Source organism: Lentibacillus sediminis, from assembly GCF_002763455.1.
GTDB classification, from domain to species: domain Bacteria; phylum Bacillota; class Bacilli; order Bacillales; family Amphibacillaceae; genus Lentibacillus_D; species Lentibacillus_D sediminis_A.
In genome coordinates this window covers 1-24,992 of sequence record NZ_NIXK01000008.1, presented here as the reverse complement: position 1 = coordinate 24,992, position 24,992 = coordinate 1, and the positions used below count along the sequence as shown (strand labels likewise).

25 protein-coding genes are annotated in these 24,992 nt (G+C 45.5%); 16 read left to right on the top strand and 9 right to left on the bottom strand.

Translation table 11 applies throughout. The features are described 5' to 3' along the window. Positions 1 to 103: 103 nt before the first annotated feature. The 4 genes from kynA to mreBH all read right to left on the bottom strand — a co-directional run bounded on the left by kynA (position 104) and on the right by mreBH (position 3,977). Complete coding sequence (kynA, locus tag CEG13_RS13710) at positions 104 to 940, bottom strand: tryptophan 2,3-dioxygenase (RefSeq protein ID WP_100012465.1); 837 nt, start codon at positions 938 to 940, stop codon at positions 104 to 106. Beyond that, complete coding sequence (gene kynB / locus CEG13_RS13705) at positions 940 to 1,581, bottom strand: arylformamidase (protein WP_100012464.1); 642 nt, start codon at positions 1,579 to 1,581, stop codon at positions 940 to 942. The genes kynA and kynB overlap by 1 nt, the downstream gene beginning before the upstream one ends. Next, positions 1,581 to 2,852, bottom strand: a complete 1,272-nt coding sequence (kynU, locus tag CEG13_RS13700; RefSeq protein WP_100012463.1) for a kynureninase — start codon at positions 2,850 to 2,852, stop codon at positions 1,581 to 1,583. Before kynU ends, kynB begins: the two co-directional genes overlap by 1 nt. Before the next feature lie 117 nt (positions 2,853 to 2,969). Beyond that, entirely contained in the window at positions 2,970 to 3,977 is a 1,008-nt protein-coding gene (gene mreBH, locus CEG13_RS13695; protein ID WP_100012609.1) for a rod-share determining protein MreBH, read from the bottom strand. 328 nt (positions 3,978 to 4,305) lie between these two features. Between mreBH and CEG13_RS13690 the strand changes: the two genes are divergently transcribed. Continuing rightward, entirely contained in the window at positions 4,306 to 5,289 is a 984-nt protein-coding gene (locus CEG13_RS13690) for a CAP domain-containing protein (protein WP_338033015.1), read from the top strand. Between the two features lie 353 nt (positions 5,290 to 5,642). Here the strand turns inward: CEG13_RS13690 and CEG13_RS13685 are convergent, their stop codons facing one another. Further along, positions 5,643 to 6,548: a nuclease-related domain-containing protein gene (locus tag CEG13_RS13685; protein ID WP_100012462.1), complete on the bottom strand. Its 906-nt coding sequence runs from the start codon at positions 6,546 to 6,548 to the stop codon at positions 5,643 to 5,645. Positions 6,549 to 6,715: 167 nt separating this feature from the next. Here CEG13_RS13685 and CEG13_RS18800 point away from each other — a divergent pair, with 167 nt between their 5' ends. The 6 genes from CEG13_RS18800 (at position 6,716) to CEG13_RS13660 (ending at position 11,109) form a co-directional block, all read left to right on the top strand. Beyond that, complete coding sequence (locus tag CEG13_RS18800) at positions 6,716 to 6,871, top strand: hypothetical protein (RefSeq protein ID WP_158234697.1); 156 nt, start codon at positions 6,716 to 6,718, stop codon at positions 6,869 to 6,871. Between the two features lie 224 nt (positions 6,872 to 7,095). Continuing rightward, on the top strand, positions 7,096 to 8,091 hold the full coding sequence (locus tag CEG13_RS13680; RefSeq protein ID WP_100012461.1) for a glutaminase: 996 nt from the start codon (positions 7,096 to 7,098) through the stop codon (positions 8,089 to 8,091). A gap of 172 nt (positions 8,092 to 8,263) precedes the next feature. Beyond that, positions 8,264 to 8,560, top strand: coding sequence for a hypothetical protein (locus CEG13_RS13675; RefSeq protein WP_100012460.1), 297 nt, complete (start codon positions 8,264 to 8,266; stop codon positions 8,558 to 8,560). A gap of 24 nt (positions 8,561 to 8,584) precedes the next feature. Then, positions 8,585 to 9,412, top strand: coding sequence for a YihY/virulence factor BrkB family protein (locus tag CEG13_RS13670; RefSeq protein WP_100012459.1), 828 nt, complete (start codon positions 8,585 to 8,587; stop codon positions 9,410 to 9,412). Between the two features lie 120 nt (positions 9,413 to 9,532). Then, positions 9,533 to 10,414, top strand: a complete 882-nt coding sequence (locus CEG13_RS13665; protein WP_100012458.1) for a transporter substrate-binding domain-containing protein — start codon at positions 9,533 to 9,535, stop codon at positions 10,412 to 10,414. A gap of 11 nt (positions 10,415 to 10,425) precedes the next feature. Next, positions 10,426 to 11,109 (top strand): amino acid ABC transporter permease, encoded by a 684-nt coding sequence (locus CEG13_RS13660; protein ID WP_100012457.1) that lies wholly within the window; start codon positions 10,426 to 10,428, stop codon positions 11,107 to 11,109. Between the two features lie 243 nt (positions 11,110 to 11,352). Here CEG13_RS13660 and CEG13_RS13655 read toward each other — a convergent pair whose 3' ends face one another. Next, on the bottom strand, positions 11,353 to 12,513 hold the full coding sequence (locus tag CEG13_RS13655) for an MFS transporter (protein ID WP_100012456.1): 1,161 nt from the start codon (positions 12,511 to 12,513) through the stop codon (positions 11,353 to 11,355). A gap of 249 nt (positions 12,514 to 12,762) precedes the next feature. On the opposite strand from CEG13_RS13655, the gene CEG13_RS13650 reads away from it, so the two are divergent. From CEG13_RS13650 to CEG13_RS13630, 5 genes are all read left to right on the top strand, one after another. After that, positions 12,763 to 13,155 (top strand): OsmC family protein, encoded by a 393-nt coding sequence (locus CEG13_RS13650; RefSeq protein ID WP_100012455.1) that lies wholly within the window; start codon positions 12,763 to 12,765, stop codon positions 13,153 to 13,155. A 96-nt stretch (positions 13,156 to 13,251) separates the two neighbouring features. Beyond that, positions 13,252 to 14,049 (top strand): YfkD famly protein, encoded by a 798-nt coding sequence (locus tag CEG13_RS13645; RefSeq protein ID WP_100012454.1) that lies wholly within the window; start codon positions 13,252 to 13,254, stop codon positions 14,047 to 14,049. 213 nt (positions 14,050 to 14,262) lie between these two features. Then, positions 14,263 to 15,315 (top strand): Delta(5) desaturase DesA, encoded by a 1,053-nt coding sequence (gene desA, locus CEG13_RS13640; RefSeq protein ID WP_100012453.1) that lies wholly within the window; start codon positions 14,263 to 14,265, stop codon positions 15,313 to 15,315. An 84-nt stretch (positions 15,316 to 15,399) separates the two neighbouring features. Continuing rightward, positions 15,400 to 16,542: a sensor histidine kinase gene (locus CEG13_RS13635; protein ID WP_100012452.1), complete on the top strand. Its 1,143-nt coding sequence runs from the start codon at positions 15,400 to 15,402 to the stop codon at positions 16,540 to 16,542. Then, complete coding sequence (locus CEG13_RS13630) at positions 16,539 to 17,138, top strand: response regulator (RefSeq protein WP_100012451.1); 600 nt, start codon at positions 16,539 to 16,541, stop codon at positions 17,136 to 17,138. Before CEG13_RS13635 ends, CEG13_RS13630 begins: the two co-directional genes overlap by 4 nt. A gap of 315 nt (positions 17,139 to 17,453) precedes the next feature. Here CEG13_RS13630 and CEG13_RS13625 read toward each other — a convergent pair whose 3' ends face one another. Then, positions 17,454 to 17,750 carry a hypothetical protein gene (locus CEG13_RS13625; RefSeq protein WP_143469679.1) on the bottom strand — a complete coding sequence of 99 codons (297 nt, stop codon included), beginning with the start codon at positions 17,748 to 17,750 and terminating at the stop codon, positions 17,454 to 17,456. Here CEG13_RS13625 and CEG13_RS13620 point away from each other — a divergent pair. Both CEG13_RS13620 and pdaA read left to right on the top strand, forming a co-directional pair. Further along, on the top strand, positions 17,716 to 19,026 hold the full coding sequence (locus CEG13_RS13620) for a Na+/H+ antiporter family protein (RefSeq protein WP_100012449.1): 1,311 nt from the start codon (positions 17,716 to 17,718) through the stop codon (positions 19,024 to 19,026). The genes CEG13_RS13625 and CEG13_RS13620 overlap by 35 nt on opposite strands. 295 nt (positions 19,027 to 19,321) lie before the next feature. Beyond that, on the top strand, positions 19,322 to 20,110 hold the full coding sequence (gene pdaA, locus CEG13_RS13615) for a delta-lactam-biosynthetic de-N-acetylase (RefSeq protein WP_100012448.1): 789 nt from the start codon (positions 19,322 to 19,324) through the stop codon (positions 20,108 to 20,110). A 178-nt stretch (positions 20,111 to 20,288) separates the two neighbouring features. Here pdaA and CEG13_RS13610 read toward each other — a convergent pair whose 3' ends face one another. After that, on the bottom strand, positions 20,289 to 20,630 hold the full coding sequence (locus CEG13_RS13610) for a YflT domain-containing protein (protein ID WP_100012447.1): 342 nt from the start codon (positions 20,628 to 20,630) through the stop codon (positions 20,289 to 20,291). A 183-nt stretch (positions 20,631 to 20,813) separates the two neighbouring features. Between CEG13_RS13610 and mbcS the strand changes: the two genes are divergently transcribed. Both mbcS and CEG13_RS13600 read left to right on the top strand, forming a co-directional pair. After that, a complete protein-coding gene (gene mbcS, locus CEG13_RS13605) occupies positions 20,814 to 22,394 on the top strand; it encodes an acyl-CoA synthetase MbcS (RefSeq protein WP_100012446.1) in 1,581 nt (526 codons plus the stop codon). A gap of 279 nt (positions 22,395 to 22,673) precedes the next feature. After that, on the top strand, positions 22,674 to 24,812 hold the full coding sequence (locus tag CEG13_RS13600; protein WP_100012445.1) for an ATP-dependent Clp protease ATP-binding subunit: 2,139 nt from the start codon (positions 22,674 to 22,676) through the stop codon (positions 24,810 to 24,812). Here the strand turns inward: CEG13_RS13600 and CEG13_RS18980 are convergent. Continuing rightward, the coding region (locus CEG13_RS18980; RefSeq protein ID WP_204758493.1) for a hypothetical protein at positions 24,799 to 24,992 on the bottom strand (194 nt) is incomplete at its 5' end. The genes CEG13_RS13600 and CEG13_RS18980 overlap by 14 nt on opposite strands.

Below are 24,992 nucleotides of genomic sequence, written 5' to 3'. Positions count from 1 at the left end.
GAGAAGCGTCCTCTCGTGCAAACTTGGATGAAAGAGTACTCGAAATGATGTAGAGAGTCGTTCTCTCCAACAACCCCCCGCCAAAGCGCCCAATTCAACCCCTTCACAACCTCGTCCGAATCTCCCATAGCTCAGGAAAAAAGTAATGCTCCAGCACTTTCTTCAAATAACCCACACCTGAAGAGCCGCCGGTGCCTGTCTTATGCCCAATAATGCGCTCAACGGTTTTCATATGCCGGAAACGCCACTGCTGGAAGCCGTCTTCCACATCGACGAGCTTTTCACCAAGCTCGTACAGGTCCCAGTATTTATCAACATTTTTGTATATCTCTAGCCACGCATCCTCCACACTGCCATCCTTTTGATATGTCTCAGAAAAATCGCGCTCCAGCACGTCCTTATTAATTGGAAAGCCTTCTTTGGCCACTGCCTGGATGGCTACATCATAGAGCCCGGGCTGATGATATGCCTGTTGTAGTATTCCCTGAATTTCCGGTTCTTTTTCATAAATATCCAGGATGAACGGTGTTTTATAGCCGAGCACGAATTCCACGAGGCGATACTGATAGGACTGAAAGCCAGATGCATTGCCCAGACGATCGCGAAATTCCATATATTCGGCTGGTGTCAAGGTGGACAGCACATCCCATGCATGAATGATCTGCGTCTGGACCCGGGAGACACGGGCAAGCATTTTAAAAGAGGAGCCCAGATCATGCTGCTTGATTGCGTTGATAGCCCCCTGTATCTCGTGGATCATCAGTTTCAGCCACAATTCGCTGACATGATGGATAATAATGAACAGCATTTCATCATGATGGCCGGACAGCCTTTTCTGACTGGACAAAAGTGCATCCAGCTGCAGATAGTCGCCATACGTCATTCTTTCCTTAAAATCGGTATGTATGCCTTGCTCCGAGTTGAATGTATCGTCCGTCATCAGCTTCCCTCCTCATCTGTTAGGGGACGCAGCACAGCGCGCACCGGGCTTCCATCAGCACCGTGAATCGCCAGCGGCAAAGCAATCAGCTGATAGACATCGGGCTCCACGTGGTCCAGCATGAGATTTTCCAAGATGTTAATTCCATGCTTATACAAAGCATGATGGGTGGCAAGATCTTTGCTGTCCGCTGCATCAACAGACGGCATATCTACTCCGAGTAGTTTCACGCCTCGTTCCTGCAAATAAGGTGCAACGTCCGGATCCAGAAACGGCATCGTCTCCGGAAAACGAGCAGGATCATTCGGCAGGGATGTGCGGATCAAAACACGCTCTGTTTGTTCCCATTCCAACTCGCTGAGGACAGCTGCTGTAATGGTGTCCGTCTGGCTGACATCCAGAACGGCTGTTTTTCCGATATAGCGGTCCAGATCGAGCTGATCAACGGTTTTTCCATTGGAATCATAATGATAGGGCGCGTCAATATGGGTGCCATTATGCAGGCTTGCGGTCATTTGCCCGATATTAACCGACCCTGTCTGCTCTTTGGTATAGGTAAGCTTAAAAGAAAATGGCGTGTCACCCGGAAAATGCGCCATATCATTGGTCAGCGGCTGGGAAATATCAATCCAGTCGGCCATTATGCGATCACTCCTCGTTTGTTTTCATAGTTTTTATATCGTTTTTCCTTCATGATCACTTTCAAAACCTGTACACATTGCCAGACCTCTTCAAATGTATTGTACAAGGCGACAGGTGCGAGGCGAATGCCGTTTGGATTGCGGAAATCTGGAACGACACCTTCCGCTTTTAATGCTTTGCAAATTCGTGCGGCCTCCTGATGCTCCAGAAAAACATGACCGCCACGTTCTAACCTCTCTCGCGGGTTGGCAATTGTAAAACCTTCATCCGGCAATTCTGCTTCCACCAGCTTCATCAAATAGTCGGTGAGGGCGAGCGATTTCCTGCGCACTTTTTCGATGCTGGCTTGCTGGAACATTTCCAGTGAACCGATCAGTGGAGCCATGCTCAATAAATTCGGTGTGCCGACCTGATAAGCACCCGCATCTGCTGCCGGCTCGAGGGTATGTTCCATATCAAACTGTTTCGTCTTGGAGGAGCTGAACCAGCCGGCTAGGCCAGGTTCCCTGCGGAAATGCTTTTCATTCACATAAAGTCCGCCCGTGCTGCCAGGCCCGCCATTTAAATGCTTATAGGTGCACCAAAAAGCAAAGTCCACACCCCAATCGGAAAGCTGATGGGGAATCGAACCGATGGAGTGGCATAGATCAAAGCCGATCGGAATACCCCGTGCATGAGCCTCTTTCGTCAATCTTTCCATATCCAGAATCTGTCCGCTTCGGTAAAGCACACCGGGGAGGACAATCAAAGCGATGTCCTCGGTCATCGCCTCAACAATTGCTTCTGTTTTTAATGTGTTGCCGTCACTGCTTTTCACACGCACAAGATGCTCTTCCGGATCAAGACCATGCAGACGCAGGTGACTCTTCAACGCATAAATATCAGATGGAAAGTTCAGCTCATCAGCAAGAATCTTGGTTTTCTTTCCCTCAGGCCGGAAAAAGCTCGCTGTCAGCTGATGGAGGTTGGCCGTGGTCGATCCGGTGACGATAACCTCTTCCGGATTTGCGCCAATTAAACCGGCCGACATATCGCCGAGCTGCTCCGACAAGTAATACCAAGGATATTCCCCGTCAGACCAGCCATCAATCGCAAAAGTTTTCCAGGACTCCATAATCTCTTTTACCGCACGTTCAGCCGGTTTGGAGAGCAGGCCTAAGGAATTCCCGTCGAAATAGATTGTGCCTGTTTTTTTATAAAATTCCTGCTGAAACGTTCTCAGTTCATCTTGTTTGTCCAGACGAAGGGCTTCGTCTCTGGTGTTTTGCATGTTTGCACCTCTTCCTTTTTACGGTTTAGTACATTGTAACAGATATAGCGGGGGAAGGCGGAGAAGCAAAGAAAACACACCCAACCATGTGTGATTGGATGTGTTAGCCTTAGAAAGTTATTTCGCTGCTTTTTGCAGTTTGGTGATCATTTTCAGTGCCTGCCCGGTGCCGACCGCAACAGATTCCAGCGGATTTGGGGCAAGATGTACAGGCACAATGATTTCATTGGAAAGCCATTCCTTCATCCCTTTTAACAGGGCGCCACCGCCTGTCAGCACAATTCCGTGATCCACGATGTCGCCGCTCAGTTCCGGGGGGCAATTTTCCAGTGTGGAGCGAATTGTCTCGAGTATCTGCTGCAGGGACTCGCTTAGCGCATTATGAATCTCTGTGGAGGTGATGGTGACTGTTTTCGGCAGTCCGCTCACCATGTCGCGGCCGCGGATTTCCATGGTTTCTTCTTTGTGATCAGGCAGGGCGTTGCCGATTTCCATTTTAATATTCTCCGCTGTGCGCTCCCCGATCAGGATATTGTAGTTTTTGCGGATATGCGTGATGATTTCCTCGTCCATTTTATCTCCGCCAATGCGGACGGAGTTGACAGATACCACGCCGCCGAATGAGATGATGCCGACTTCCGAGGTGCCGCCGCCAATATCAACAATCACATTGGCCACCGGTTCATCGACTGGAAGGTCTGCACCAATCGCAGCAGCTATCGGTTCTTCAATTAAATGAACCTGCTTTGCTCCATAGCTTGTGACCGCATTATGAATCGCCCGGCGTTCTACTGATGTGCTTCCTGATGGGGTGCAGACCACAACGGTCGGTTTGCGCATCGACATGCCAATTTTCTTGCTCACCTTTTTCAAAAATTCCTTTAGCATTTGCGCGGTAACGTCATAATCTGCAATTACTCCATCTTTCAGCGGGCGAATTGGGACGATATTTTGCGGGGTTTTCCCAACCATTTCTTTTGCTTCCAGACCGACAGCTACCACTTTTTTTGTATTAATATCAATCGCTACAACAGACGGTTCATTTAAGACAATTCCTTTTGACTTCGAGTAGATCAATATATTTGCCGTACCTAAATCGATTCCGATTTCCGTATTTGATAACATAGCCATTTGATTGCTCCTCCAATGATGACAGATTTCTACTTATATTATTCTACCATTTTTTCTGTTTTCCGGGGGTGATAATAAAGGTGACAAATTCTGTTAATACCGGCATTTTCCTTGAGTTTCTACTATTAAAACTACGCCATCTCCCTGGGGGTTGGCAAGTAACAATTTCATTACATTTTCCGCCCAAATGTAACAAAACGAGAGAGTTTTCGAGGGTGTCAACACTAAATTTCATGAAGTTTTTGCCAGTCACGATAAAAATCTCCATTTCTGGCATTTTGCTTTGTTGATCGTTTGCTTAAAAATAGAGGGGTCTGCCGCTATGGCCGAGTCTTTTTCGCTTGCTGGAAAGGCCTGCCAGAAATATTACAGAAAAGTCCGTGCTATGATGATTGTGCAAGAAAAAACAACCAAAGGAGTGGAACGCGAAATGTTCAAAAAGATAACTGCCGTCACGGCTTTATCCGCAGCATTGGTATTCACTGGAGTTTCCTCAGCATCTGCTGCTGAAAAGCCAGAAACAAATATAAAGACATCATATAATGTCTATTATTCTGTGAATGGGGAATCGGTCAGCCTGTCAGGTGAGAAAGCGAAAGAATTTGTTGACAAAGTCTGGAACAACTTTTCATTCAATTGGGATTGGAATACAGCCCAAGCTGAACAAAAGCAGGATACAAAGAAAGAAGAAGTAAATAAGCAAGAATCAAAAGAAGAACCTAAGCAGGAACAGCCAGCTAAAGAGAAACAGCCAGAGCAGCCTGCAAAAGAAGAACAGCCGGCAAAAGAGCAGCAACCAGAACAGCCAGCTGAACAAAAACAACCGGAGCAAACTCAGGAGCAGCCAAAAGAGCAGCCTCAAGCTCCAGCACCACAGCAGCCTGCAGGGCAGCAACAAGAGCAGCAAAATCAGGAACAGTCTCAGCAGCTGAACGAATTTGAACAGCAAGTAGTAGAGCTGACCAATGCGGAAAGAGCGAAGCATGGCTTGAGCCCATTGAAAGTAGACGAAGAGCTGAGTAAAGTTGCCCGGGAAAAATCCCGTGATATGGCAGCAAATAATTACTTTGCCCATAACAGTCCAACTTATGGTTCTCCATTCGATATGATGCAAAGCTTTGGTGTGGATTACAGAACTGCTGGTGAAAACATCGCCAAAGGACAGACCACACCGGAACAGGTTGTTAATGGCTGGATGAACAGTGAAGGCCACCGCGCCAATATCCTTAATGAAAATTTCACTCATATCGGCGTTGGTTATGTTGAAGATGGCAACCACTGGACCCAACAGTTTATTGGAAAATAAATAGATTTTGAGATGAGAGACGAGCGCTGCTTGTCTCTTTTTTTTTATGGAATTATGAAATTGTCTCAGTTGCGGTTAGCTTTTGAGTTTCTTAACGACAAAAGTAGGAGGAAGAGCGCTCGAAATGTTGTAGAAAGCACTTCTCGTGGACAAAGACAGCCGGATGAGCACTCGAAATGTCCACGAGACCCATTCTCGAGGACAAAAGCAGCCAAATGACCGCTCGAAATGTCCACGAGGTCCATTCTCGAGGACAAAAGCAGCCAAATGATCGCTCGAAATGTCCACGAGGTCCATTCTCGAGGACAAAAACAGCCCAATGAGCACTCGAAATGTCCACGAGACCCTACAGTTTACTCAAAATAAATCCAACGATTCTGTCCGACCTTCTTAAAATAATGCTCCAGTATTCTATTAATCCGTTTCCTTGATTCCACAATACCACACCACTCATGAACCCCACTCGTAGTAACCTTTCTCTCCGGAAACAGCACCCTGAATTCACCTACACTCCGCATCACAGCATCAGCAACCAGCTCACCCTGTCCGCATTTTTCACAGACACAATTCCTGCTCTTAACATGAACCTCAAACGACCCGCAGTTCGCACAAGTAATTCCCTTATGAAGCTGATCATAATCATAGGATGGCAGCTTGGTGTATGGAGAGTTCTGAATGTGCAGGGCCACCAGTTTATCCGCTAACAGTTTATGTTTTCTGGTCAGTTTGCTGGAGGTGGAATTAAGTTTATTCAGATAGCGTTTGAGCTGAGTTGGAAAAATAATAGGCTGGTCGAGGGGCGCTTGATACAGAGTGAATTCTTTGTTGATAAAAACAACGTTAGCGTTAATTGGAAAGACAAAACCGAGCTGATGGAGCAACTGCCGTAATAAAGATTCACTTCTGGACAGCTGAATTAAAGGGTCAGTCCATTCTTGACGGGGTTTCTTGAAGAAGGTATCCCCCTCGTAGTAAAAATCTCCTTCATAATTTTTTACTTCGAATAAATAAATCATCTCTGCGGTGATTAACACTGAATCGATTTGGAAGGTTGTACCTTTCACAGTAAGCAACAGGTCATTTAACAGCAAACAGTCATATTGCAGTTTTTCCAGCAGGAAATCAAAAATGCATTCCCCTTCATAACCTTTCTTCAAATTCAGATATTGCTGTTTTTCCTTGGATGGAAGCGTCGTTCTCGTGTCGAGGATTTCATAGAGGAGTAATTCAGCGGGTTTCGTGCGAGGTTTATATACCATGTTTTTATCCCTTCTTTCTTTTTCTATTAATCTGAGTTCATTATACTAAATGTTTCTGTACTTTGGTAGCAGTGGAGGGGAAAATTTTCAAGGACCAGCGCACGACCCTTAACTTGAACCTCCCGCTCGCCGTTGTATAATAAAAGGGAGACGACGGAGGGGATAACATGATCCGCACTGTTGGAATATACATATATGCGGGGATGCTTGTTATTGGAATGCTCGCTAAGCTGCGGCTGGCAAAAAAACGAGTGCAGACGGGACACGAACAGACAGCCGAGGAATTCATTTGGACCCTATTTACCCGGAAGAATACAAGCTGAAAAAAACCGGGGAACTGGCTGAAGAAATCCAGGCTGTTATTTAGGAAAGATTGCAGCCGGAAATGAAAAGAGAAGATATAAGAATAAACGTCTCCACTGTGCAACAGGAAGTGAAATAAAACTATTGCTCCGCTATTTTCCATGATTTTCTTTTGCCATTTAGGGAATGGTATAAAATGAATTAACTTTAGATTTTACATATCAATTCCACGGAGGTGAGTGAGATGGTGCAGGGAATAACCAACTGGAGTACAGAGACGACAAAGGAATGGCTGCAGGATTACGTCGATGATTGGGTTGCTTTCTACCGGAAGCAAACGGGTGACGGGGAAGTCGCATCCTACATTCCCATCCTCAAAGAAGCAAATCAGGATCATCTGGGCATTACGATCATAGGCAAAAACGGAATGACAATCAAATCAGGGGATACGGAAATCCCGTTCACATTTCAAAGCATCTCCAAGGTGTTCAGTTTTGTTGCGGCCTGTATGGACAGAGGTGTTTCCTATGTGCTCAACCGCGTGGATGTGGAGCCGACGGGTGAGGCATTTAACTCGATTATGCACCTGGAAACAAGGAAACTGGATAAACCATTCAATCCGTTTGTAAACGCTGGTGCAATTACAGTGACCTCGATGCTTGAAGGGAAAACCTCTGATCAAAAACTGGAAAAACTTTTCGTGCTTATGGAAAATATGCTCGGCTATCGTCCGGCCATTAATGTCGATGTCTATGAATCAGAGCGGGATTCTTCCATGCGCAACCGGGCGATTGGCTATTATTTATTGGAGGTCGGTTACCTGGAATCAGACCTGAATATCACACTGGAGACGTATTTCAAACAATGCTCGATTGAAATTACGGTAGAGGATCTGGCTAGAATGGGGATGATTTTGGCAAACGACGGAGAAGACCCGGACACCAGAGAAGAAATCATCCCCCGGCAGATTGCCCGGCTTGCCAAGGCGCTGATGCTGACATGCGGCATGTATGATGCTTCCGGAAAATTCGCGGCCTATGTCGGGGTACCGGCAAAGAGCGGTGTCTCCGGCGGTATTATTGCGCTTGCCCCGCCAAGAGTACGGGATGAGGAACTGCCATTTATTGAAGGCTGCGGCATCGGCGTGTATGGGCCTGCCCTTGAACCAAAAGGAAACAGCATTGCCGGAATTAAATTGCTGAGGCATATCGCTAATCAGTGGGATCTTAGTTTGTTTTAAGGCAACTTTTAACTGAAGGATATAAGAGGAAAAACATGTCATATTTTTGCTTAAATTGTAAAACGATGATTATAATAGAGAGGAAGCTTTTATGGTCGAAGGTGAATACCTTGACCATACATACGAATAAGGAGAAACAAAACAGAATATACCTGTAAAGGAGAGAACAGAAATGGGCAAACGAAAATTATTATTGGGCATGACAGCAGGTGCTGCCGTTGGCGGGATCTTGATGCTGTTGGACAGAGAGACAAGAATGTACACGAAAACCAAATGGAATGATACGAAATCAGGTTCTGCTTATGTGGTGAAAAACCCATCAGAAGTAGTGCGCAAAGCAATATTGGCATTAGGCAAGCTGAATGAAAACTTCCCAAGCGGTGCTGCCAATGTGATTAATGCTTTGGAACAGGTGGAGAATCAGTTGGATCGGTTTACCAGCAAAAACGAAACAAAACATATCGAATAGCAACCGGGATCGGGGGAAGCGTGCATGGAAAAAGTAATAAGTATAGGTGTGCAGGTATTTTACCGTATGATGGATGAGGAACTATTTGGGATGGCTGCACAGCTGGCGTACTTTTTTCTCTTGTCACTATTCCCTTTTTTATTATTTTTGCTGACTCTTGTCGGTTATTTCCCGATCGGGGATCAGCAGGTGATTGGCATCCTTGCAGATTATGCGCCACCGCAGATTATGGAATTGATTAACACAAATATCGATGCGCTGGTAAATGAGCAGCATGGCGGCCTTTTGTCCATCGGGATTATCGGTACGTTGTGGGCGGCTTCCAATGCGATTAATGCACTGACGCGAACATTGAATAAGGCGTATAGAGTGAATGAGGATCGGTCGTTTATTGTGTCGCGGCTGATTGCCATGGTGCTGACGGTTGCGATGGTTATCGTTATTTTAGTTGCCTTACTCTTGCCGGTGTTCGGGCGGGTGATCGGAGAGTATGCCTTTTCCTGGTTTGGCTGGTCCGCGGCTTTCCTGGAGATTTGGGAAACATTGCGCTATCTCGTCTCCTCCGTGATATTTTTTATCGTATTTCTGGCACTTTACAAGTTGGCTCCGAATTTGAAAGTTTATTTCCAGAATGCCATGTGGGGGGCGCTTTTTGCGACGGTAAGCTGGCAGCTGGTGTCACTCGGGTTTTCCTTTTATGTCAATAATATGAGCAATTATACGGCAACATACGGCAGTCTCGGTGCCGTTATCATACTGATGATCTGGTTTTACATTTCCGGGATCATTATCCTGACCGGAGGCATTATTAACGCAGTGATTCGGAATAATAAGAAGATTGGCCGGCGATGAACGCTGGCTATTTTTATGTGTTAAAGAAACAAAGCACCCATTTTGCTAAATAAAGGGATAACTGTTATAATGATTTTTATATATTTAATATAACAGATTTTTACAAAGGGGTGTATTGGATTGAAAAGTGTTAAGTTATTCCTTATTTTGCTAGTTTTTTCTGCTGTTTTAGTTGCTTGTGGGGGTTCCGGCGGTGAAGGAACAAATGGCAATGAGAATAGTAGTACAGATGATGGAAAGTGGGCGGAGGTCCAGGAATCCGGTGAGCTTGTTGTTGGGACTTCTGGTACGCTGATCGCAGCTTCTTTTTATGATGGTGAGGAAGAAAGTGAAGATCAATTAACTGGTTTTGATGTGGAAGTAATGAGAGAGGTAGCAAATCGTTTGGGTTTGGATGTCTCTTTTGAGGTAATGGGAATTGACAGCATGCTGACAGCTGTACAAAGCGGAAGAATAGATGTAGCAGCGAATGATATTGAGATTACGGACAAAAGAATGGAAGAATTTAATTTCAGTGAGCCTTACAAATATTCCTATACCACGATGGCTGTTCGCGAGGATGATAATTCCGGTATAGAAACATTGGAAGATTTGGAAGGGAAAAAAGCTGGAGGGGGAGCTACTACGATCTTCAGTCAAATTGCTGAACACTATGGTGCAGAAGTTGTTACATATGGCAATGCACCGAATGAGGCATATTTACGTGATGTGCATAACGGCAGAACGGACGTCGTGATCAATGATTATTATTTAACAAAATTTGGAGTAGCAGGATTTCCTCAGTTTGATATCCATTTGCATCCAGATTTGAAATTCCATCCAACAGAACAAGGGGTTGTTATTCCTAAAGGTGCAGACAAACTGACGGAGGAAATCAACCAGGCATTGAATGAAATGCGCGAAGATGGAACGTTGTCGGATCTGGCCATCCAATTCTATGAAGAAGATGCATCACAGCCACCAGAGGGCGATATTCAAGAGATTGAAGGCTTGGATCTGTAAGGAGTTATCTTATGAATTTTAACGGGTTCGATTTTGGCGGTTTATTTGATATAGAACTGGCTCTGGAAAGCTTGCCATTTGTGCTGGAAGGCTTGCCGATGACCCTCCTGGTATCAATTATTGGCATGGCAATGGGCTTGGTGCTTGGTCTGTTTCTTGCCTTGGCAAGAGGATCAAAAACGATGGCACTTCGCTGGCCAGCCCGGATCTATATCTCGTTTATGCGGGGCACGCCAATGCTTGTCTTTTTGTTCATTTTGTATTTTGGACTGCCTGTTGTCGGGATAGAATTTTCGGCGGTGGTCGCGGCATCATTGGGTTTTGGGCTGAACAGCGCGGCCTATATTGCGGAAATTGACCGCTCGGCCTTAAACAGCATTGATCAGGGCCAGTGGGAGTCGGCAAGGGCCCTGAATATGAGCTATTGGTCGACATTGCGGAAGATTATTTTACCACAAGCCACAAGAATTGCCATTCCCCCATTGACCAATGTGTTCATGGATATTGTCAAGGCGACGTCGTTGGCGGCGGTGATCACGGTGCCAGAATTATTTCAGAAGACACAGATTGTCGCAGGCAGGGAATTTGATGCGATGACCATGTATGTCCTGGTTGCATTTATTTACTGGCCGATCTGTATCCTTATTGGTTTTATGCAGGATCGTTTGGAGAAGCGGTATAGCCGGTTTATTTGAAAGTTGAAAGATTGTATAGGCCACCGCTGCGGAAATACCCTTCGCGCACCTTAGGGAGACTGGTGAGCCCCCTTGTGCTGTCGCACTTCGGGGTCTCACCTAGGCCTTTCCTCCCGCAGGAGTCTACGGGTATTTCCTCCGCTAACTGAGTGGTGTTTGTTTAAACCAAACAGCAACTAAAAACACTCTTTTTTATAGAAAACACCATTGAAAAAGACACTTCCACAAGAGTGTCTTTTTCTATTAAATAGAAACCCTGCTGCCTCTATGAAAATAAAGCGCTCCTGTCATCACGAGAAGAACCGCGGCAATTAAATAAAAGAAGGAAACTCCAGGCAGGAGCTGGACGTAGAAACCTCCCAGCAGCGGGCCGCTGATACTGCCGATGCTGAACATAATGCCAACCATGAGATTCCCTGCCGGCAGGAGATTTGAGGGCAGCAGATCTGTCATATAAGAGATTCCCAATGAGAAAAGGGATCCGACAAACATGCCCGCCAAGGTAAACAGGATAAACAAAGCAACGACAGATGTTTCCAAAAATGCGGCGAGCAAAAAGCAGGCGGTTCCTGCTGTCATGACTGCAAGCAGCACCGTTCTTCGCCCTACTCGGTCACTTAGGATTCCAAGTGGCAGCTGGGTGATAAGACTTCCCGCCGCAAAACAGGGAATGATGAGAGATAGAATGCCAACTTCATGCCCGATCCTAAGACCATATATGGGAAAAATACTATGCAATGCAGCCTCCAGAAATCCATAGCCAAAACCCGGCAGCAATGCGACCCAGGCAATTTTACCCGTTTGCACGAATCTGCCGAGGGAAGTAGCGGCCGTCTTTGTCTGGAAATCCTGCTCCGGCATTTGATTGCGGACGAACAGAAGGGAGGACCAGACAAGCATGCTTAATAGAGCCGACAAAAGAAAAGGCAATGCTTCATGGACAGACAGCAGCCGTGTCATCAACGGGCCGAGGGTGAAACCAAGACCGAAAAACATTCCATAATATGCAATGCTTTTCCCTCTTGTTTCCTTTGCCGCCGTTGTTGTGATCCATGTCTGTGTGCCGAAATGCAGCATCTGATCCCCGATGCCCACGGTCATGCGCAAAATAAACCAGAACCACAGCGCCTCCCAAAACGGAAACAGAACAAGGGAAAGAAAAACAAGTACACCGCCCGTGGCAATGATCGGCTTGAAACCAAAGCGTCGCATCGCCTTTTCCATAAATGGGGAAGCAAGAAGCACGCCAATATAAAGTCCTGTTGCGTGAAGGCCGTTGACCGATGACGGGACATCATTTTGCTCTAAAATAATTGCCAAAAGCGGCAGCAGCATCCCCTGAGAAAAACCGGAAATCGTTACAAGTGCAATTAATATCCAAAATCTTGTTTTTGCCGAAACCATGTTGTTCATCCAATCCTGAAAAAATTCTTTTTAGTGCACTCGTCAAGCGTATGAAAACACGAACGCCAAAGAAAATCTTTCATTCGTGCACTCATCAAGCGTATGAAGCCACAAACTCAGAAGAAAGACATCTGCTTCCAATCTAATCAATTTGCTAAAGAAGGTCAACCAAGCTGAATCAGAAAAAATGGTTATCAATCGGGCAAATAAGGAAATATATTAAGAACAGCAGAAATGGAGGGTACAGCTATGGATTTCCACTTAAAGAAAAATGGCATTCAGACGAGTTTGCATTATGGTGACCTTTGCGTATCGGGAAATGAAGACTACGGGTTCCGGCCTTTTCAGTTAATGGTGGCTTCCATCGCAGGCTGCTGTGGTTCGGTGCTCAGGAAAATTTTGGAGAAACAACGGGTGCAAGTGGATGACTTGCTGATTCACGCAGATGTGGTGCGTAACCCCGAAGAAGCCAACCGAATTGACAGCATCACCCTTAATTTTACGATCAAAGGCTACCACTTAAACCCTGACCGCCTGGAAAAAAGCATCGCAACCGCTAGAAAAAATTGCTCCATGATCCGCTCTGTAGAAGACAGTATCACAATCAAGGAAAGACTGGATACCATCGAACTGAGCCGATAGGAAGATTCACTCGCAGCACCTTAGTCTGCCCGAAAAAAACTGGTATAATATTTGCCTTTCCGAAAAAACTAAAGGAAAAAGGAAAGGAATGTAAAAATGACTAAAAGCAAATTTGCACTGGCACTCCTTGCATTTGTTTTTGCTTTTCTTTTTCCGTCCCAGGCTTTCAGTGAAGAAGAGAAAGACACTAAGGGTGAGTATGAAGTTCCCAGCCACGTGCTGAACATTTCCAAGGAAAACACGTTTCCCAATTCGAGTGAGGATCAGGAAGTAGTGGAGCCGAGCGAGCTGACCAAAGAACTCACGGAGGACCTGGACACTGCGATTGAAAATCCGGAATTGATCAAAATGCTGAATGAAACGGACTTGAATCCCTCCCCGATCGCCATCGGCTACCGCGGGATGATTTACCTTGGTCGATGGCCGCTGAATTACCAGTCGAGTGAAACAAATATCAACTGGGAATACCGGCAGATCAACACCAATGAACTGAACAACCTGGGTGGGGACTCTAATCACGAAATGAGCTATTCCCAAGAAGCGGAGGAAGAAGTCACAGGAGCACTGACCAGCAAAATTGCCAATCCGGATCAAGTAAAGACAATGATGCTCTTGACCTCTAAGGATAAGACGGAACTCCCGCTTTCCTATCAGACGGTAATCGGAAAAGGCACAAAAAAAGAGAACTCTTATAATGTACCAGCCAAAAAACAAGCAACACTAAAGGCCTATGCCCCGGCCGTTAGTGAAAAAGGAGAAGTAACCTTTGGCGAGGTATATATTCAATTAAAGGGATCAGGCAAATCCATTGTCATTAAAAATGTGACCAAACAGGGAATCGGCGCATGGATCCCAATTCAGGATCATATCTCCTTTTCATTTAATTTAAAATAAAGGGTTTGCCGGCTCTGCCGTTTCACCTAAATAGAAACAAGATGGAAAACGAGCTGAGCAATCTGGCTCGTTTTTTGCATGTGTAAAGAATCCACACGGCAAAAACATGACATTTGTCATACTCACTAATTGACAGTTGTGTCTTAAAACGTAGATAACGTTTGTAGTACAGTTATAGTTAGTTGAATTTACATTAATCAGCGGGAGGCAATTATGAGCAAACAAAAACAAGCGCAATTAAGAAAAAGTGTGATGCCCTTTGCAAATTCGGATACAAAAGCTAGTATCGTCCAGTTAATAAATACCATTATCCCATTTCTGCTGCTATGGTTCCTGGCATACCAGAGTTTATCCATATCCGTGTGGCTTGGAATGGGCCTCGCTGTAATCGCAGGCGGGTTTGTTGTTCGACTCTTTATCATTTTCCATGATTGTACCCATGGGTCTTTTTTCAAAGGCAGCAAGGCAAATCGGGTAGTCGGCACAATAACCGGGATTTTCACCCATTTTGCTTATGACAAATGGAAAAGAAGCCATGCGATTCACCATGCTACAAGCAGCAATTTAGATAAACGCGGCACGGGAGATGTTTGGGTCATGACCGTCGATGAATATGTAGAAGCTTCCTTCTGGGGCAGACTATCCTATCGCCTTTATCGGAATCCGTTCGTCATGTTTGGTTTAGGTCCGATCTATCTGTTTCTGATTTCCAATCGCTTTAATCGAAAAGGCGCAAAACGAAAAGAACGAATGAACACATACCTGATTAATTTCTCGATTGTGGCAATTTATGCAGGTTTGATTTGGGCAATTGGCTGGCAGGCGTTCCTTCTGATCCAGCTTCCGATTCTTTTTGTGGCAGGTTCACTTGGAATTTGGCTGTTTTATGTGCAGCATCAATTTGAAGATTCCTACTTTGAACATGAATCCGAGTGGGATTTTGTAAAAGCTGCTGTTGATGGCAGTTCCTATTATAAGCTTCCAAAAGTGCTCGAATGGGTAACAGGGAGCATTGGCTACCATCATGTTCATCACCTGAGTCCCCGGGTTCCGAATTATAATCTGGAAAAAGCGCATGAATCGACACCGCCGCTGCAGAAGGCGACGACGATCACGCTTGCTTCCAGCTTGAAATCGATTCGCTTCCGGCTTTATGATGAAGCAAACAAGAGCTTTGTCAGTTTCCGGGAGATCAAGGATCGTTTAAAAGAAAGCAGCAACCGTGCACAATTAGGCACACGTACTTCGACTCTTCAGGAAAAATAAAACTGTTAACTTTGCGTCTCTCCATGATATATTGGAGGGACTCTTTTTTTGGTATATACTCTTATTAAGGAAGGAGGGACCCATTTGCAGAATTGGTATCATATTTTCCCGAAAAACACGGGGATTGGCGCATTTGCATGGACGATTTTTTGTATCCTGCCGTTTTATTTCGTGTTTCGTTCCTCTAGCCTTTGGGAAGTTGTTTTTGGGATTTGCATGATTTTGTTGTTTTTTATTACATACAGGGTTTCTTTCCTTTCGCGGGAACGCACATGGACCGTGTATTTATCAGTCAGTATCAATATGATAATCAGTGTGCTGATGACAGTGTTTTGGGGATATGTCTATTTTGCGCTGTTTCTCGCCTTCTATATCGGAAACATTCAGCATAAAGGCGGGTTTATCACCTTGTATGTCGTTAATCTGGTGACGACTCTTGGTGCGGTTGCCGCTGCATTTTTTACACAAAGCGATTTCTTTTACACCCAGCTTCCATTTATTGCTATTGCTGTGATTGGAGTCAGTTTGCTGCCGTTCACCTTGTATAATCGCAACAAACGGGAGAGACTGGAAGAACAATTGCGGGAAGCAAATAAAAAAATAGCGCGGCTGGGACTTGTGGAAGAACGGGAGCGGATTGCTCGTGATCTGCATGATACACTGGGACAAAAGCTCTCACTGATCGGATTAAAAAGTGATTTGGCGAAAAAAATAATTACCGCTGATCCCGATACGGCGAAAGCGGAAATGAATGACATTAACCAGACGGCAAGAACAGCATTGAATGAAGTGCGTGAGCTGATTTCAGATATGAAGGGCACAAAATTGAAAGATGAATTGTATCGTGTCCAGGAAATCCTGAAAGCGGCCGATGTTGGTTTTCAATTTGAAGGAGATGCAACGCTGGACGATACTCCGCTGCTGATAGAAAATGTGCTTAGTATGTGCCTGAAAGAGGCGGTGACGAATGTCGTCAAGCATAGTCAGGCGTCCAACTGCCATGTGTCTATTGCGCCCCGTCCTACCGAAGTGATGATGAAGGTGACAGACGATGGAGTTGGAATAGCTGGGGATCCTCTTCAATTTAAGAAAAACGGACTTCAGGGTATGAAGGAAAGACTGGAATTTGTCAATGGGAGCCTTGAAATGGAATCTTCTGGCGGCACCACGCTTATCATAAAAGTGCCGCGGGTTATCCAGCAAACGGAACGGGGGGAGAGACCGTGATTCGTATTGTAATTGCCGAAGATCAGGGGATGCTGCTCGGGGCATTGGGAGCATTGCTTGATTTAGAAGAAGATATGAAGGTCATTGCCAAAGCGAGAAATGGCGAAGAGGCGCTGGCTTTGGTGAAGCAGCATGAGCCTGATATTTGTATTATGGATATTGAGATGCCGTTAAAAAGCGGACTGGACGCAGCGGAAGAATTAAAGGATCATCCATGTAAGGTAGTGGTATTAACCACCTTTGCACGCCAAGGGTATTTTGAACGTGCCCGAAAAGCGGATGTGAGCGGTTATTTGCTCAAAGACAGTCCAAGTGATGAGTTGGCAAGTGCGATTCGCACCATTGTCAGTGGCAGAAAGGTCTATGCGCCAGAGCTTGTTGACATGGCATATGACGACGAAAATCCTCTGACAGCAAGGGAACAGGAGGTAATCAAGCTGATCGCTGATGGAAAAACCACGAAAGAGATTGCCAAAGAGCTGTTTATCACGAATGGCACTGTACGAAATTATGTGTCCGTCATTCTCGATAAGCTTGATGTAAGCAACCGGATTGAAGCGATCTCCCGTTTTAAGGAGAAAGGCTGGTTTAAATAACGGGTCCTTTCGTAAGTTTTGCTGGTTATTAATTTCGGAGTTGAAGGAAACTGTGACGCCCCCCCCACCGCTGCGGGCATCCGCTTTCCGCGGGCACGGCTTCAGCCTCCTCGCGGAAAACCGCCGCTGCGGGGTCTTCAGACTCGTGCTTTCCCGCAGGAGTTGGATGCCCTCCGCTCCAATCAATCATCAACAAAGCGGTTAGCTGACGTTTAATTTAATCAAGCATCACACAGTTAGCGGAGGAAATACCCGTAGACTCCTGCGGGATGGTAAGCATAGGTGAGACCCCGCAGTGCGGCAGCACGAGGAGGCTCACCAGCGCCCGCGGAAAGCGAAGGGTATTTCCGCAGCGGCGATCATAGCCCACACTAATTTACGTTGCATTTTATTGAGGTTGTAAAGAACAACAATTTTAGAAAACCACCTGGATAAAGTGGCTGCCGTTAGCACAATTGCTAACCAGCATCCAGTTTTTTCCTCTTTAAGAGGGGGTTGATTTTTTAGCTTTAATGCTTTATCATGATGAAGTATTAAAGAAAAAATAACTGCTGATTGATAGAGAGGGGAAACATCCATGGAATGGGCTGTGATTGTATCGGTTCTTGTCATGACCATCCTCAGTTTATTGCGTGTAAATGTAATTATTGCTATTATAGCTGCTGCTTTGACTGCTGGAATGATGACAGGATTAGGTTTAATTGAATCCATAGAAATGCTCGTAAGCGGAATGGGGGGACAGGCGAGCACAGCTTTAAGCTATATTTTGCTTGGCGCGTTTGCTGTAGCGATCAGCTACACAGGCATAACCGGCATATTGGTCAATTTTCTGATCAGGGTGCTTACCGGAAAGAAAACCATGATGGTCCTGGTTATTGCGGGAGCGGCGTCTTTGTCGCAAAATGTGGTTCCTGTGCATATTGCTTTTATTCCTATATTAATTCCTCCGATGCTCAAGGTATTTGACAACATGCGCATCGACCGCCGCGGAGTAGCAGCTGCACTGACTTTTGGTTTGAAAGCACCTTATTTGATGATTCCTGCAGGATTTGGGCTTATTTTCCATCAGACAATGGTGGAAAGTATGGCAGCCAGCGGAGTGGAGTTATCTGTTCAGGAGACTGCCTTGTCTATGCTGATTCCGGGACTTGGGATGGTCGTTGGCTTGCTGATCGCTGTTTTCTTCAGCTACCGTGGAGACAGGGATGCTGTTTCAGGTGCTGGCGGCACGGTCGCACCAGAACAGCAAGTAGAATTAAAAGAAGTGAAGTTTAACCGGACCCATCTCTTTACACTTATTGCGATTGCCGGGGCTTTGGTTGTACAAATCATTACTGGAAACTTAATTGCTGGTGCTTTAACCGGGCTGGTATTAATGTTTGTTTTTCTGGCTGTTCCGTTTAACCGTGGAGATCAAGTCGTCTCAGAGGGAATCGGGATGATGGGGACAATTGCCTTTGTTATGCTGATCGCTTCAGGTTATGCTCAGGTGCTTCAAGAGACAGGTTCAATTGAGGCGCTGGTTGAAATGTCTTCCGGAATCCTGGGAGATAATCAGCCACTGATTGCGTTCGTCTTGTTGCTTGTCGGATTAATTGTAACCCTGGGGATTGGTTCATCTTTTGGCACGATACCGATCGTGGCTGCGCTGTTTGTGCCAATCTGTGTAGGTGCCGGATTCTCGCCGCTAGCAACCGCGGCATTAATTGGTACGGCTGGAGGTTTAGGCGATGCAGGTTCACCAGCTTCTGACAGTACGCTTGGACCGACTTCCGGCTTAAATGCAGATGGCAAGCACCACCACATTTGGGATACCGTGGTGCCGACCTTTATACACTATAATATTCCCCTGTTTATTTTTGGATGGGTTGCCGCGCTTGTGCTGTAAGTAGAGGTACATGCGGACAGAGTCGTTCTCTCCGTCAAAACTGGCAGGGTGAGCGCCCGAAATGCATTAGAGAAGCTTTCTCTCGTGCAAAAGTATCAAGCAGAGTGGTTGAAATGCATTAGAGAGTCGTTCTCTCCAACAAAACTGGCGGGAAGAGCGCCCGGAATGTTGTAAAGAACCGAGTTTTTAGTAGCACACCTCCCAGAAGACGCACCGCGCGTATTTGAACATCCTCTGCAACTTGAATAAATCACACACCAACAGGAAAAGGTAAGAAAAAACAGGGTGGGTTATTATGCGCAAATTAATTGTGGCACCATTCATCATTTTTCTTGTCTTTTCTGTTGGGACTACTGCAGTGGTTGCCGACGGATATGGATGGGGTTTTAAGAAAAACACCGAACATGAAGTTCCCGAGATAGGCAGCTATCAGCAAATGCTGAATAAGTACAACGCCTATTATGCCGATCTTTCCGGGGAGAAAAACATCTATCTTACCTTTGACAATGGCTATGAGCAAGGTTATACCGACAGCATATTGGATGTGCTGGAAAAAACCGATGTGCCGGCAACGTTTTTTGTCACTGGCCAATACGTGGAAAGTGAACCGGAGCTTGTCCAGCGTATGGTGGAGGAAGGACACATTATTGGCAACCATTCCTATCATCACCCGGATTTCTCCGTGATTTCCAAGAAATCGATGAAAAAGGAATTGGAAACACTGGAAGATGCTGTGGCAGAAGTGTCGGACCAGGAAGAATTGAAATATTTGAGGCCGCCGCGAGGAATGTTTAATGAACAGACATTGGAATGGGCCAACGAGCTCGGTTATATTCACATTTTCTGGTCCCTTGCATTTGTGGACTGGGAAACCAACAAGCAAAAAGGCTGGGAGTACGCATTTGACGAGGTAATGAAACAAATCCACCCAGGGGCTATTGTCCTGCTTCATACGGTGTCTGAGGATAATGCTAAGGGGTTGGAGCAGATGATCAGTGAATTGAAAGATCAGGGTTACTCCTTTAAGAGCCTGGATGACTTAGTGCTGCGGGATAAACTGCCGAAAGTGATATATGGTTATTAGTTTGTGGCGAGAGCAGTAATGGAAGACGGGACAGATGGATGTCCCGTCTGTTTTATTTTTAGAAGGTGTTCAAAAGTCTTGTGAAAACGTAGACGTCGAAAAGGCATGCTTCAACCGTAAGGATTTCAATGCCTAAAGAGCTTGCAGAAAAACAATCGTTCCTCCGCAAGCTCATGTTTTAAAACTCAACTTTATCTTGATTGGTGACCACTAATAACGATTTACCCTTGTCGAGTTCTACTTTCAATTGCTCTGCCTTCGATTTATCAAACCCGATTTCCTCCATTTTTGATCTTAAAGTGTCCCCTTTACCTCTAAAGATATTTTTCGTAGCAGTGCCTATTCCTGTTACCTTCACACCGATTTTATTAGCATCTGTTTCCTTTCTGGCACGCCTGTCATGATCGTTATCATGCGCAAGAAGATAAATATCGTCATCCGGTGTGCCGTCATTTCTAAGTTTATCAATCGATTCACTCAATTGATCATCATCATGGAATATCTTATATTTAGGTTCCACTCTGAATCCCTCCTTGTTTTAAATATGAATACCCTCCTTTATTGTCAGGTAAACAGAAAACAGGAACGTAGAATGTACTCCAATTTTTCACATCGGGATCAGGTTTCGAGGGATTGGAACGTTTAAAAATTTCACAACCTTTGTTATAATAGAGGGACAAATCAGCAAGGGGGAGTGAACGGAGTGGAGAGACAAGATCTGATTGCACCAAATGACTATAATATCGTAATGGAAATGGAAAAATATGCAGGAACGGGAAGCAGAAAAGCCCTGATCTATGAAAATGAAGCAGGAGACACACGCGAGATAACCTACACCGAACTGATGAAAAACGTAAACCGAATCGGAAATATTTTTGCGGAAAATGGTCTGGAAAAAGGAGATAAAATCCTGGTCATGATTCCACGTTCGATCGAAGTGTATGAAGTATATCTTGCTGCACTGAAAAGCGGGATTGTTATCATACCAAGCTCGGAAATGCTGAAGACAAAAGATTTACAATATCGAATCAGTCACGGGGAAGCCAAGGCAGTTGTCAGTCAGGCAGCTTTCACCGGACAGTTTAAAGATATCGGGGAATATGATCAGCTCGTCAAATTTTCGGTTGGCGGCCCTGCTGAAGACTGGTTGTTTCTTGATGAACTGAAAGAAGATGCGGACGGGCAGAGAGCGATGGCACCAACAACCCGTGATGATATCGCCTTTTTGCCATATACCTCAGGGACAACGGGCAATCCAAAAGGGGTTGTACATACACACGGCTGGGGGTTTGCCCATCTGAAGACAGCGCCGGAAAACTGGCTCTGCATTGAGGAAGGGGACACAGTTTGGGCGACAGCCGGGCCAGGCTGGCAGAAGTGGATCTGGAGTCCATTTTTATCCGTGTTAGGCTCAGGAGCGACCGGGTTTATTTATGATGGCAAGTTTAACCCGTCCAAATATCTGCAGCTACTACAGGATAAACAAATTAACGTGCTCTGCTGCACCCCGACGGAATACAGGCTGATGGCAAAAGTGGACAACCTGGAGGACTATCAGCTGCCAGCATTGCACGACGCCGTTTCAGCAGGTGAGCCGCTGAATGTTGAAGTGATCGATACGTTCCGCAGACATTTTGATCTTACTGTAAGAGATGGCTATGGTCAGACGGAAAATACGCTGCTGCTCGGATTTGTCAAAGGAATGGAAGTAAGGCCAGGATCGATGGGCAAGCCGACACCGGGAAATGATGTGGAGATTATCGATGAAGATGGCAACCCTGCCGCGCCAAATGTGGTCGGCGATATTGCGGTGAAGCAGGACTGTCCGGCATTGTTCCGCGAATATTACAAAGATCCGGAGCGGACAAAAATGTCGCAGATCGGGGATTACTATATTACCGGGGACCAGGCATCCAAGGATGAGGACGGCTATTTCTGGTTTGAAGGCCGCCGTGATGATATTATCATCAGCTCCGGCTATACTATTGGGCCGTTTGAAGTGGAAGATTCCCTGGTAAGACACCCATACGTCCAGGAATGTGCCGTTGTTGCTGCGCCGGATGAGGTCAGAGGCAGCATCGTCAAAGCTTTTGTAGTTTTGAAAGAAAACGTAAAGTCAGACAGGGATGAACTTGTGAAGGAGCTGCAGGATCATGTCAAGAAGCTCACTGCTCCTTATAAATATCCGCGCGAGATCGAGTTTATCGATGAACTGCCGAAAACAACATCAGGCAAGATTCGACGGGTGGAACTCCGCGCCAGCAGCAACCCGGCAGCAAAATAATAGAGAAGAGAATGGACAGACAGGCAGTGTGCTTGTCTGTCTTTTCAATTTCTCTAAAAAAATTTAACCAAAGTCCTTGAAAGTCAAAGAAGGTCAATGTATAATAAAGTCAAAGGTCAAAAATAGTCAAATCAACAACAAGCTTGATATATCAATAACCGAAAGCTGTAAACAAATCTTTTGTCAAACAGCAAAAGGAAGATTATAATGTAATTAATAGGTCAAAGATAGTCAAAGTCAAATTTAATTATCAGCCAATATATAAGGAGGAATTAGCACATGCTTTGTCAAAATTGTGGTGAGAACCAAGCGAATATTAACTTGGCGATGAATATTAATAATCAAAAGACACAAGTGCATCTCTGCAATGATTGTTTCCGTGAAATTCAGGGGAAAATGATGAATTCCAATGACTTTTTCTCGAATTCTCCATTTGGAAATGCGCATGATGCATATTCTCAGAACTTTGCCCAGGGAGGCAGCGGCCAAACCGGAACAAGAACGAAGCAAAAACAAGGAAAACGCGGCAATGGCCTGCTGGATCAATTAGGCAAAAATGTCACTGATGATGCAAGATCAGGAAAAGTTGATTCCGTCATCGGCAGGGAAAATGAAATCAAACGTGTTATTGAAACACTGAATAGAAGAAATAAAAACAACCCTGTACTGATTGGTGAACCAGGTGTTGGTAAAACAGCGATCGCGGAAGGACTTTCCGTCAAAATTACAGAAGGCGATGTCCCTGCCAAGCTGATCAACAAAGAAGTTTATGTGCTGGATGTGGCGTCCCTTGTAGCAAATACAAGCATGCGCGGTCAGTTTGAAGAACGGATGAAACAGCTGATTCAGGAACTGCAGCAGCGTGACGAGGTCATTTTGTTTGTCGATGAGGTCCACCTGCTGGTAGGTGCCGGCACAGCGGAAAGCTCGCAAATGGATGCAGGCAATATTTTAAAACCTGCACTAGCCCGCGGCGAACTCCAATTAATCGGGGCAACAACACTGAAGGAATACCGTCAGATTGAGAAAGACTCTGCACTGGAACGCCGTTTGCAGCCGATTATGGTCAAAGAACCGACTGCTGAAGAGGCCGTACAGATTCTGAATGGCATTAAAGACCGTTACGAAAAATTCCATGAAGTGCGCTATTCCGAGGAAGCAATTCAGGCGTTTGTCACACTATCAAGCCGCTATATCCAAGACCGCTTCCTCCCGGACAAAGCAATTGATCTGATGGATGAAGTCGGCTCCCGCCTGAATTTGTCCAATGCGCAAAAAGACTCTGGTACCATCAATCAGCGTCTTGAAGAGATCATCAAGGAAAAAGAAGAAGCAGCTGAGCAGGAAGAATATGAACGTGCTGCCAACTTGAGGTATCAGGAAATTCAGCTGCAAAAACAGCTGGAAAAAGCCAAAGACGAGGAACAGGTAATTGATGTCGATGTTTCCGATATTCAACTAATTGTTGAAGAAAAAACTGGCATTCCTGTGACGAAGCTACAAACAGATAAACGGGAAAAAATGAAAAATCTGGCTGATCAGCTTGGCACGAAAGTAATCGGTCAGAATGAGGCAGTCAACAAAGTGGCTAAGGCCGTCCGCCGCAGCCGCGCAGGACTGAAATCCAAATATCGTCCAATCGGTTCCTTCCTGTTTGTCGGACCGACCGGTGTTGGTAAAACAGAATTGACCAGAGCACTTGCCGAGGAATTATTCGGTTCACGTGACTCGTTGATTCGTCTCGACATGAGCGAATATATGGAAAAACACACGGTGTCAAAAATTATCGGTTCTCCTCCAGGCTATGTCGGTCATGAGGAAGCAGGTCAGCTGACGGAAAAAGTCCGCCATAACCCATATTCAATTATTTTGCTGGATGAGATTGAAAAAGCTCATCCGGACGTACAGAATATGTTTCTGCAAATTATGGAAGACGGGCATCTGACCGATTCCCATGGACGCACGGTAAGCTTTAAGGAAACCGTGATTATCATGACAAGCAATGCAGGAACCGGTGTGAAAACAGTCAATGTCGGCTTTAACAAGGCCGCCCATGAATCTGTTTCCACACTGGAAAACCTGAGTGACTACTTTAAGCCGGAATTCCTGAACCGTTTCGATGCGATCATCAACTTCAATGAACTGTCAGAGGATAACTTAATGGAAATCGTAGACCTCATGCTTGCAGATCTGCAAGAGAACATCGAGGAAAACGACATTAAGATCAGCATTTCCGAAGCAGCGAAACGCGAACTGGTCCGTCTTGGATATGACAAACGGTTTGGGGCAAGACCATTGCGCCGGGTGATCCAGGACAAAATTGAAGATCAGCTGACCGACCTGGTTCTGGAAGAAGAAACAGTTGAATCGGTACAGGTTGATGTGGAAGAAGGCGAAATTGCGGTTAAAAGAGGATAAGTGAATGTGATAGCCCTGCTGGTTTTGCCAGCAGGGTTTTTGTGTTTGGCGTGGGGGTCGAACGACGGGCGGAAACTTCCGCCCGAGAGAGAAAACTTCCGCCCGAGAGAGAAAACTTCCGCCCGAGAGAGAAAACTTCCGCCCGAGAGAGAAAACTTCCGCCCGAGAGAGAAAACTTCC

Bases quoted from the DNA above. Each gene is read 5' to 3' on its own strand.
- CEG13_RS13660 (WP_100012457.1), top strand. From the start codon at position 10,426: ATGAATTTTAACGGGTTCGATTTTGGCGGTTTATTTGATATAGAACTG.
- CEG13_RS13600 (WP_100012445.1), top strand. From the start codon at position 22,674: ATGCTTTGTCAAAATTGTGGTGAGAACCAAGCGAATATTAACTTGGCG.
- CEG13_RS13690 (WP_338033015.1), top strand. From the start codon at position 4,306: ATGGCCGAGTCTTTTTCGCTTGCTGGAAAGGCCTGCCAGAAATATTAC.
- mreBH (WP_100012609.1), bottom strand. From the start codon at position 3,977: ATGTTATCAAATACGGAAATCGGAATCGATTTAGGTACGGCAAATATA.
- CEG13_RS13620 (WP_100012449.1), top strand. From the start codon at position 17,716: ATGGAATGGGCTGTGATTGTATCGGTTCTTGTCATGACCATCCTCAGT.
- CEG13_RS18800 (WP_158234697.1), top strand. From the start codon at position 6,716: ATGATCCGCACTGTTGGAATATACATATATGCGGGGATGCTTGTTATT.
- kynU (WP_100012463.1), bottom strand. From the start codon at position 2,852: ATGCAAAACACCAGAGACGAAGCCCTTCGTCTGGACAAACAAGATGAA.
- CEG13_RS13675 (WP_100012460.1), top strand. From the start codon at position 8,264: ATGGGCAAACGAAAATTATTATTGGGCATGACAGCAGGTGCTGCCGTT.
- CEG13_RS13680 (WP_100012461.1), top strand. From the start codon at position 7,096: ATGGTGCAGGGAATAACCAACTGGAGTACAGAGACGACAAAGGAATGG.
- CEG13_RS13650 (WP_100012455.1), top strand. From the start codon at position 12,763: ATGGATTTCCACTTAAAGAAAAATGGCATTCAGACGAGTTTGCATTAT.
- pdaA (WP_100012448.1), top strand. From the start codon at position 19,322: ATGCGCAAATTAATTGTGGCACCATTCATCATTTTTCTTGTCTTTTCT.
- CEG13_RS13655 (WP_100012456.1), bottom strand. From the start codon at position 12,513: ATGGTTTCGGCAAAAACAAGATTTTGGATATTAATTGCACTTGTAACG.
- CEG13_RS13645 (WP_100012454.1), top strand. From the start codon at position 13,252: ATGACTAAAAGCAAATTTGCACTGGCACTCCTTGCATTTGTTTTTGCT.
- CEG13_RS13670 (WP_100012459.1), top strand. From the start codon at position 8,585: ATGGAAAAAGTAATAAGTATAGGTGTGCAGGTATTTTACCGTATGATG.
- CEG13_RS13625 (WP_143469679.1), bottom strand. From the start codon at position 17,750: ATGACAAGAACCGATACAATCACAGCCCATTCCATGGATGTTTCCCCT.
- CEG13_RS13685 (WP_100012462.1), bottom strand. From the start codon at position 6,548: ATGGTATATAAACCTCGCACGAAACCCGCTGAATTACTCCTCTATGAA.
- kynB (WP_100012464.1), bottom strand. From the start codon at position 1,581: ATGGCCGACTGGATTGATATTTCCCAGCCGCTGACCAATGATATGGCG.
- kynA (WP_100012465.1), bottom strand. From the start codon at position 940: ATGACGGACGATACATTCAACTCGGAGCAAGGCATACATACCGATTTT.
- desA (WP_100012453.1), top strand. From the start codon at position 14,263: ATGAGCAAACAAAAACAAGCGCAATTAAGAAAAAGTGTGATGCCCTTT.